Here is a 9,432-nt window from a genome sequence, read left to right as displayed (position 1 = left end):
GCGTAAAGAATCTTTAATTAATAAAATAGCATCCGCTCAACGAAGTTCTCTCAATCCAGAAGAAATCTTAACAACAACAGTGAGAGAATTGGGCAAACTATTTCCTAATTGTCGTTGTTTGTTATATCGTCTCGATCCCAACGATACAGAAGTTACCCTAGAATACGAAGCCAAACCGCGATCGATGAAATCCCTTAAGGGTCAAAATTGGTCGATTGCAGAAAACCCTTTATTTATAGTTGCTCAAGCTCAAAAATCAACTCTGGCGATCGAAAATGTCGCGGACAATCTTTATTTAACCGACAATCCTATTATTAAAGACAAAATTCAACGAGGGGGCATACATTCCTGGTTAATGGTTTCGATTCGCTATCAAGGAAAACTCTTAGGAATGCTCGAACTTCATTACGGGGGTGAAAAAAATTTTCAGTGGCAGTCCGACGATATCGATTTGGTAGAAGCCGTGTCTACTAGTGCGGGGGCAGCTTTAACTCAGGCTAACGCTTATACCGATTTACTACAATTAAATCTCAAACTAGAGACTGTAGAGCGCATTCAGAACAATCTTATTGCGATTGTCGGACATGAGTTACGCACTCCTTTATCCACTATTCGTGTTTGTTTGGAAAGTTTGGTAACCGAGCCAGATATGCCCTTAGAAATTAAGAATGTCATGTTGGAAACTGCTTTAGCGGATACCGAAAGATTGGGACAATTAATTCAAAACTTTTTGACCCTTTCTAAGTTAGAAGCAGGTAACACTTACTGCAATTTACGTAATATTGAATCTCTCACTATTGACTATGCCTTAAATTTAGCCCTGCGTCGCTTCAAAGCTATTTCTGAGGACAATATTGAGCTCGCCAATACTCGATCGTTACCCAAAATTTGCGTTGAGTTAACCCCAGATTTACCAGCCGTATTAGGGGATATTGACGGACTAATAGAAGTATTTGCCAAGTTACTAGACAACGCTTGTAAGTTCACTCCTGCTGACGGCACTATTACTATTACCGCGCGCCAAATAACAGCAGAAAATGGCTCTAATTCTCTACTTGAAGTTGCGATCGCCGATACTGGCAGGGGTATCGAAGCAGATCGTCTCGAAACTATCTTCGATCGCTTTGCTCAAACTGAAAGCTATTTACGTCGCACGGTAAGCGGTGCGGGTTTGGGTTTGGCAATTTGCCGCAAAATAATCGAAGGAATGGGGGGCAAAATTTGGGCGACTAGTCAGGGAAAAAATCGTGGCAGTCAATTTTATTTTACTCTTCCCATAAATTACTAAATAGCTCCACCTAAATAAACATACAATTAGGAAACTGAAAAAAATTCAAGAATATCTTTCTTGATTGAATAAAATATTTTACGCAATAATTTAACCAATCTGTGTTTTTTCAAGCAAGAAAAGTTATTGGCATCATGGGATCTGGCAGTCAATTTTACCCAAAATTGTCAATTCCCTTGGCTCAATGGATTGCCAAACAACAATATCATCTACTAACAGGGGGAGGTGGTGGTGTTATGGTTTCTGCTGCTGAAGCTTTTTGTCGAGTAGAAAATCGACAAGGAATCAGTATTGGTATTCTTCCCACAGAATTAACCGATACAAACGAATATGTTCCTTTAAATGGCTATCCTAACCCGTGGATTGAACTAGCGATCGCATCACCTTTATCCAGATTTAATCCTAATGATCAGAATAAACTGAGTAGAAATTATATTTGTGTTATGAGTAGCGATTTAATAGTGGCGTTACCAGGAAATATAGGTACTAGAAATGAAATTGAATTGGCATTATGTTTTAATAAACCAATTATTCTTTTTGGGTGGCAAGATGATGAAATTACTAAGTTAGTCGAAAATATTAATTATACTCAAGCCATTCCTAGGGCTTTTTATCTGACAGAAGTAACTGATTTTATTAATAGACAATTAGGGATTAAAAGAGGCTAAATTATTATAATAATCTTATCTGCAGCAACTAGTTAAAAATCCATTATCAACCAAAAATGCCTGTATATTTATATTGGGGAGAAGATGATTTTGCGATCGACCGAGCTATTAAAAAATTACAAAACCAAATTCTCGATCCCAACTGGATGCCATTTAACTATCAAAAACTAGATGGGGACAATTCAGAAAATATAATTGATGGTTTAAATCAAGCTATGACTCCTATATTTGGGATGGGAGAGCGATTGACTTGGCTGGTAAATACCAATCTTTGCCAACAAAAACCTGCCGAGATAATTATCGAAGAATTAAAGCGTACTTTACAAGCAATTCCCAAGACATCTCATCTTTTATTAACTACTAATAAAAAGCCCGATGGTAGATTGGTAACGACTAAATTAATTAATAAATATGCTGTGGTAAAAGACTTTAGCTTTATTCCTCCTTGGAAAACAGATCTAATTACAAGTAAAATTGAGAAAATTGCTAGAGAAATAGACCTCAAACTAACAAAAAAAGCGATCGCGACTCTGACAGAATCAATTGGCAATAATACTCGGCAAATCTATAACGAATTAGAAAAACTTAAAATCTATCAAGGCAAAAGCGATCGCTCTTTAGATGAAAATGATGTTACTGCCCTAGTACTGTGCAATACTCAAAACAGTCTTAAACTAGCCGAAGCCATTAAAGATGGCAAAGCAAATATAGCTCTAGGATTGGTTACCGATCTCATCAATCGTAACGAACCAGCTTTAAAAATAGTTGCTACCTTGGTAGGACAATTTCGTACTTGGACGATTGTTAAACTAATGGAGGATGAAGGAATCAAAGATAATAAAGCGATCGCTTCAGCTGCGGGAATCAATAATCCTAACCGTCTATTCTACATCCGTAAAGAAATCCAGCATACCAATTCCCAACAATTTTTATCAGTACTACCAATACTTCTAGATTTAGAATATAGTTTAAAAACAGGTGCAGAAACTTTAGCCATATTACAAACAAAAATTATAGAACTTTGTCGTGCATTTTGATGCCTTTTGCCAACAGCATTGAATGTTTAAGTACTAGTTATTTGTTTTTCAATTCTCTCACTCGAATATGAAACATCAAGAATAAAGAGGTTACTGAGAAGTTTTTTAGAGGATAAGTATTGCCTAGAGACTATTTTAAATAATTAATTAATAAGGCGATCGCACTAATAATTAAGATGGTCGGGAAGACAATTCTACCAATCGAAATTAAACGTTTTATTGCTGCTTGGTTATTACGGATTTCTGTCCTATTACCAACAACTACTAGTAAAAGTTCTAGACCGATTAAGGCATAAATTACATAAAAGCCATAGTCTAAAGCCACCACATAGCCAATACCTTCGGGCAAACTTTCTAACAGGCTGAGATGGAAAAAGACAATAGCCAGTAAAGTACCGCTTACTGCTTCTACAGAAATGTTTTCAAAGGGTAGAAATAGTAAGAGATAAGATATGGCAATAAAGAATAGTAGAGGCAATAAATTTTTGATCGAAAAACTAACCAGATTTCTTTGAATTTCAATCACAGTATTAAAGCGAGAATATTCTAGAGCGGTATTGCTGGTAAATAATTGAGGATTACCTAAAGTAGAATCATTGATTAGCAGATCGGAAAAGAAATCTACAGCAATAACTTTCCAATCACTAATAGTTTCAAAAACCCGCGACTTTTGCCAATTACTAATTACTTCATCGGCAACTGTATCTCTCATGCCGACTACATCGACTACATAAACTAAGTCATTTTTAGTTAGATTGACATGACGAAAACGTACTGCTAATTTTTGGCGATCGAAGGGATAGTCGTCAAAACGAAACTTTTCTTTAAAATCTGCCTTGACGCGATATAAACGATAATTAACACTATCAATTTCTGATGTTTCAATGGGTTCGTCTAGCTCTAACTTATCTCCAGAATCCATGCGATCTGTGCCGTAGTTGATAAACTCAATATTGTCTGCATCTATATCTCCTCGATAGCGAAACCATAAATAAAAATCTACTAAATAAGAAGAAGTTTTTTCATCCAAACTTCTAATTTCATTAATATCTATTCCTGCATAAACAATATTAGTTTTGTACATATATTTGCCATCGATCGCATAAATACGTTCTGAATCTAACAGTTGCGATAAATTATGAATTGGTCGCTCGTTATCAATAGGATAAAGTTGACTAAAAGCAGAAATAAATTTTTGTTGGAGAAAAGTACCGATATAAATTGATTCGTTAAAATCTCCTTGGCGATCGAAATATAAATTCCCCGTTAATCCTTTGATACTAGAGTCGATACTATTGATTTGACTTAGAGTAGTTCTAATTTTTGCTCTTTGTTGTTGTAAATTAGCATTACTAGAATTTAGCTGAGACCTCACGATCGCTTTTACGGCAATTTTCGCTGCATCATAATAATTAGCGGCAGTCCAACTAGGAGATTCTCGATATTTTTTGACATATTCGTTAATAAACTGCTGTGCTTGAGCATTAGCTACATCAAAAATAATTGGCGATACCGCATAAACACCATTAGTAAAATAGCCAGGCTTAGTTTGTTCTTCAGGATAATTTTGAAATTTTTGGGCAAAAGCATTATTACCCAAAGAGTCAGCACCGATAAATTTATAATTCGGTTGTTGGCGTTTGATTTTAACAATTAAATTAACTATTTCGTTATTATGAGTGGCACAAAAAATAATTCCCGAATCTTCGATTTTAGAAGCTAATAAATCCGCAGCAATTTGTTCTTCTCGTTCTGAAAAATTACTAGCTTGGGGATCGATCGCCCATTGATTGTTTATCTTGCCTCCTAATTCCTGAAAAGTGCGCTCGAAAGAATTTCGTAATGTCTTGCCATAACTATCATCGCTATAAATAATACTGGCGCGATTGTAGTGCATTACCTTAGCAGTATAGTTAGCAATAAAACTAGCTTGCAAACTATTATTAAAAATTGTCCGAAAATACCAATCATTATCTTGAGTAACATCATCTGCGGTGGCACTTGCCGAAATAGCAGATATCTTTTGCTGTTGATAAATTTTTCCTGCTGCTTGAGAAGTAGAACTGTATAAATGCCCCAAAACTGCTAAAGCCTTACTAGAATTAACAATTTCTTCAGCTACTTGGGTAGCAATTTGAGGCTCGTTGCGATCGTCATAAACCAGTAATTTTACTTTTTTCCCCTCAATTCCTCCTTCCTGATTCAGGCGATCGAGATATAATTTTGCCCCTTGCACCATTTCCTTTCCCGAAGTATTGTCACTTCCTGTAGGTCCAGCTAAAGCAATATATATACTATTCCTATTTTGTAATAAATTTCCCCCGCCTAAAACCAAAAGTAGGGATAATGAAAATGCGATCGCCCAAACAATCCATTTAGTAATTGCATTTTGCGAAACGCTTTTATTCTGTTTTGAGATTTGGAAAATGGGACTAATTTTTCGGACAACAATATTCATAACCGAACAAGATAAAAATACCTTAGTATTTTGTGCTTTATTCAGATTAGAATAATTAAGCCATCGATTCACTTCTGAGTTCTGACTTCTGTCTTCAGGGCAAAACCCATTAAAGTCCGTAAAGCCAGATAATCAAAGCAGGAGTAATCAAACCGACGATCGCACTTAAAGGAGTTCCCAGACGGACAAAATCCATAAATCGATAGCCTCCTGGGCCATAAATCATGGTGTTGGTTTGGTAGGCGATGGGGGTCATAAAGCTATTAGAAGCAGCAAAAGTAACCGCAAACATAATCGCAAAAGGATTTAAACCGAGTGCTTGAGCCACTTGGACTCCAATGGGAATCATTAATAAAACCGCTGCATTATTAGACAAGATTGATGTCAGAACGGTGGTAATAAAATAAAAGAATAAGAGAATCCAATAGCCTGAAAGATGGCTGCCTACAAATAAAATAGGCTTGGCTAAATATTCCGTTGCCCCAGAATTTTCCATGGCAGTGCCTAAAGGAATCAATCCTGCCAGGAGAAAGATCACGTCCCAACGTACCGCGCCATAAATTTCCCCTGGTTTAAGACAGCCTGTAAGCACCATCATTACGACTCCAGCCAAAGCACTTACCAAAATCGGAACGAAATTAAATGCTGAAGCAGCAATTACTGCCAAACATACGGCGATCGCAATATTGGCTTTATCTATTCTCAAGTTATCTACATCTTTTTGTTCTAAAACCAATAATTCGCGGGAAGTTTGCAAACCCAAAAAGCTTTGTTTGGGACCTTGAACCAATAATAAATCGCCAAAACGCAGGGGAACTTTACCCAATCTTTCCCGCAATACTTCTTCCCCTCGACGGATTGCCAACACTGTAGCGTTGCGTCGTTGACGAAAGCGAAGATCTTTTAACGTTGCCCCAATAAAACGGGAATTAGAAAGGATTAAAACCTCAGCTATTTTTTCTTCCCCCGTATTTAATTCAGTTTCCAAATTTTCCTGATTGAATTTAACATCAGGCAGTATTTCAATTCCCCGTTCGGCTTTGAGTTGAATTAAAACATCTTTACTGCCTCTCACTAACAGAATATCTCCCGATTTAATTACCTTATCGGCGATGGGTTGGGGAAAATGAACTCCTTGATGGATAATTTCTAAAACGTCTACGTCGTATTTGCGCTGAATACCGCTTTCTCTTAAAGTCTGCCCGATCAAACTAGAATCGCGAGCGACTACTACTTCGGTAACATAATCTTTAATTTCATATTCTTCGCTAAGAATACCGCTGTTTTTGCCATGACGATGGCGTAAAATTTTGGGAGATGCGATCGCCACATAGACTAAGCCAACGATAAAAACAATAATCCCTAACTGGCTGAACTGAAATAAAGAAAATTCTCCCAGTCCCAATTTAGCCGATAAACTGCTGGCTAAGATATTAGTAGAAGTACCAATTAAAGTTAGCGTTCCGCCTAAAATAGAGGCAAAAGAAAGGGGCATCAATAATTTAGAACTGGCAGTACCCTGTTTTTTAGCAAAGTCTTCAATTACAGGAATAAAAATCGCTACTACGGCAGTATTGTTAATAAAAGCACTTACAGGGCCGACAATACCTCCCATAATCATTATTTGTTGGAAAGTACTTTTACCGCCCCATTCTAAGAGTAAGTCCCTCAACACTTGAATTGCTCCAGTTTTAGCAACTCCCGCACTGAGAATAAACATCGCCATGACGGTGATAGTGGCAGTATTGCCAAAGCCAGCTATTCCTTCTTCAGGAGTAACCAAGCCAAATAACATCAAAACGATCGCCACCATAATAGCAGTGAGATCTACGGGAAACCATTCAAAAATAAAGGCAATTAAAGCTAAAGTCAGAATACTGAGAGTCAGAATGATTTCCATATTGCTGGTTAAAAATCAGTAATTGTTTATAGATCGGGAAAAACATCTTTGACTGCGGGGTGAACGATTTTGCCATTTTGGATATTTAATCCTTTGGCTAGAGCCTTATTTGCTTCTAATGCTGCGATGCCACTGTTAGCTAGCTGAATAACGTAAGGCAGAGTACTATTATTGAGTGCTTGGCTGGCAGTCCAAGGTACAGCACCAGGCATATTAGGTACTCCAAAATGAACTACTCCTTCTTCAATATAAGTAGGCTGGCTGTGGGAAGTGGGACGGAGAGTTTCGATACATCCTCCTTGATCTACTGCCACATCGACAATGACCGAACCCGATCGCATTTGAGAAACTAAATCGCGGGATACTAGCATTGGAGCTTTTTTTCCTACTACCAATACCGCACCAATGAGTAAATCTGCATCCATCACTGTTGTTTCGATGGTTGCAGGGCTGCTGTAGAGTAATTCAACTCTCGAACCAAATAAATTTTCTAGGTAAGCCAAACGCTCTAGGTTAATATCGATTATCTGTACTTTTGCCCCCATACCGATGGCAATTTTAGCTGCCTCCGTACCAACTACACCACCACCGAGAATGACTATATTACCAGGACGCACCCCAGGAACGCCACCGAGCAATACTCCCCTGCCTCCTTGTTGTTTTTCTAAGTATCTAGCACCAAATTGAACCGATAAACGTCCTGCAATGACGCTCATAGGAGTTAAAAGGGGCAGGCTGCCATTATCCAATTCTACGGTTTCATAAGAAATCGCCGTTGTTCCCGATGCCATTAAAGCTTTAGTTAAATCGCGATCTGCTGCTAAATGAAGATAGGTGAAGAGCAATTGCTGGGGCTTGAGATATTGATATTCTTCTTTTAAAGGTTCTTTGACCTTGACTACTAAGTCTTTATCCCAAGTCTCTTTGGCAGTCTGGACAATTTTTGCCCCTGCTTGTTGATATTCTCGATCGGAGAAACCAGAACCCACCCCAGCTTCAGTTTCGACAAATACTGTATGATTTTGAGATAATACCCTAACGCTACTGGGGCTTAAACCAACGCGAAATTCTCGATCTTTAGTTTCTTTAGGAACGCCTATTTCCATTTTTGGTTATTAGTTGTTAGTTGCTAGTTGTTAGTTATCGTCAATCGATTTCTTTTTACCTTTAACCATCCTTAAGGTTCTATATTCAATTAAACTTACCGATCTAGTCGATCGCTTTTGCTATGTTATCGTCTGGATCACAGTCTAATGTTATTTATTTTTACTAAATTAAGCTCTATTTTCGCTAGTATCCACTAATAACTAATAATCAACCACTAACCAAAGAATAATATCCAGCTATTTTATAAACTAGCTTGGCAGCAATGAACTCCGAGACTACAGAATCTTTAGTAGGGGCGAGTTCCATGATGTCGCAACCGATTACTTGGTGTTTTTCAAAGACTTGTTGCAGAAATTCATTCAATTCGTACCAATTCAACCCTCCTGGTTCGGGTGTTCCCACTCCTGGCATTAAACTGGGATCTAAGCCATCAAGATCTATGGTGATAAAAACTTTTTCGGTGGTAATACAAGCGATCGCTTTTTCGCTCCAGTTTGGATTTTGGTATATATCTTTTGCCCAAATAATGGGAATTTCTTTGGCTTTAATTAATTCTGCTTCTTCTAGGCAAATAGCACGGATGCCGATGGGTAGAGTAGGCAAGTCCATGTCTAAAACTCGACGCATTACGCAAGCATGATTGTAAATCGAGCCTTCATAACTATGGCGCATATCTCCGTGAGCATCTATTTGAATCACAGTAAAAGATTCGCTCAATGTTTGTTGATAGGCTTTAACAACTCCTGCGGTAATACTATGTTCTCCCCCCAAAGCGATCGCAAACTTACCATCAGCAATTAGTTCTCCTACCCTCGTAGTAGTAATTTCCATCATCTCTTCTGGGGTTAAATGGGGATTCTCAATCGTAGATGCGATCGCACTTAAGGTGTAGATACCAATTTCCTGGCAAGTTTCTCTGCCTAATTCGATGTCATAGGCTTCCAATTGATTTGAAGCTTCAATAATTGCTCCCG

The 9,432-nt window shown here is 37.8% G+C and carries 7 protein-coding genes; 3 read left to right on the top strand and 4 right to left on the bottom strand.

Going from position 1 to position 9,432, the window contains the following annotated elements:
* The 3 genes from AC33VI_RS23305 to holA form a co-directional block, all read left to right on the top strand.
* Positions 1–1,288, top strand: a 1,288-nt coding sequence (locus AC33VI_RS23305; RefSeq protein ID WP_491784648.1) for a GAF domain-containing sensor histidine kinase, incomplete at its 5' end; no start/stop codon positions are given.
* A 101-nt stretch (positions 1,289–1,389) separates the two neighbouring features.
* The gene (locus tag AC33VI_RS23300; RefSeq protein ID WP_491784647.1) at positions 1,390–1,956 is read left to right on the top strand and encodes an SLOG cluster 4 domain-containing protein; all 567 of its coding nucleotides are present in this window, start codon (positions 1,390–1,392) and stop codon (positions 1,954–1,956) included.
* A 56-nt stretch (positions 1,957–2,012) separates the two neighbouring features.
* Positions 2,013–2,993 carry a DNA polymerase III subunit delta gene (holA, locus tag AC33VI_RS23295; RefSeq protein ID WP_491784646.1) on the top strand — a complete coding sequence of 327 codons (981 nt, stop codon included), beginning with the start codon at positions 2,013–2,015 and terminating at the stop codon, positions 2,991–2,993.
* Between the two features lie 130 nt (positions 2,994–3,123).
* Here holA and AC33VI_RS23290 read toward each other — a convergent pair whose 3' ends face one another.
* From AC33VI_RS23290 to speB, 4 genes are all read right to left on the bottom strand, one after another.
* Positions 3,124–5,451, bottom strand: a complete 2,328-nt coding sequence (locus AC33VI_RS23290; protein WP_491784645.1) for an ABC transporter substrate-binding protein — start codon at positions 5,449–5,451, stop codon at positions 3,124–3,126.
* Positions 5,452–5,560: 109 nt separating this feature from the next.
* The gene (locus AC33VI_RS23285) at positions 5,561–7,351 is read right to left on the bottom strand and encodes an SLC13 family permease (protein ID WP_491784644.1); all 1,791 of its coding nucleotides are present in this window, start codon (positions 7,349–7,351) and stop codon (positions 5,561–5,563) included.
* Positions 7,352–7,377: 26 nt separating this feature from the next.
* Positions 7,378–8,457 carry an alanine dehydrogenase gene (gene ald, locus AC33VI_RS23280; protein WP_491784643.1) on the bottom strand — a complete coding sequence of 360 codons (1,080 nt, stop codon included), beginning with the start codon at positions 8,455–8,457 and terminating at the stop codon, positions 7,378–7,380.
* 208 nt (positions 8,458–8,665) lie between these two features.
* The coding region (speB, locus tag AC33VI_RS23275; RefSeq protein WP_491784642.1) for an agmatinase at positions 8,666–9,432 on the bottom strand (767 nt) is incomplete at its 5' end.

Source organism: Waterburya sp., from assembly GCF_058530065.1.
The sequence above is the reverse complement of the archived record's forward strand: the minus strand, read 5'-3'. Positions and strand labels throughout refer to the sequence as shown.

What these genes read in the sequence shown, in the direction of transcription:
- holA (WP_491784646.1), top strand. Translation starts at nt 2,013, where the DNA reads ATGCCTGTATATTTATATTGGGGAGAAGATGATTTTGCGATCGACCGA.
- AC33VI_RS23290 (WP_491784645.1), bottom strand. Translation starts at nt 5,451, where the DNA reads ATGAATATTGTTGTCCGAAAAATTAGTCCCATTTTCCAAATCTCAAAA.
- AC33VI_RS23285 (WP_491784644.1), bottom strand. Translation starts at nt 7,351, where the DNA reads ATGGAAATCATTCTGACTCTCAGTATTCTGACTTTAGCTTTAATTGCC.
- ald (WP_491784643.1), bottom strand. Translation starts at nt 8,457, where the DNA reads ATGGAAATAGGCGTTCCTAAAGAAACTAAAGATCGAGAATTTCGCGTT.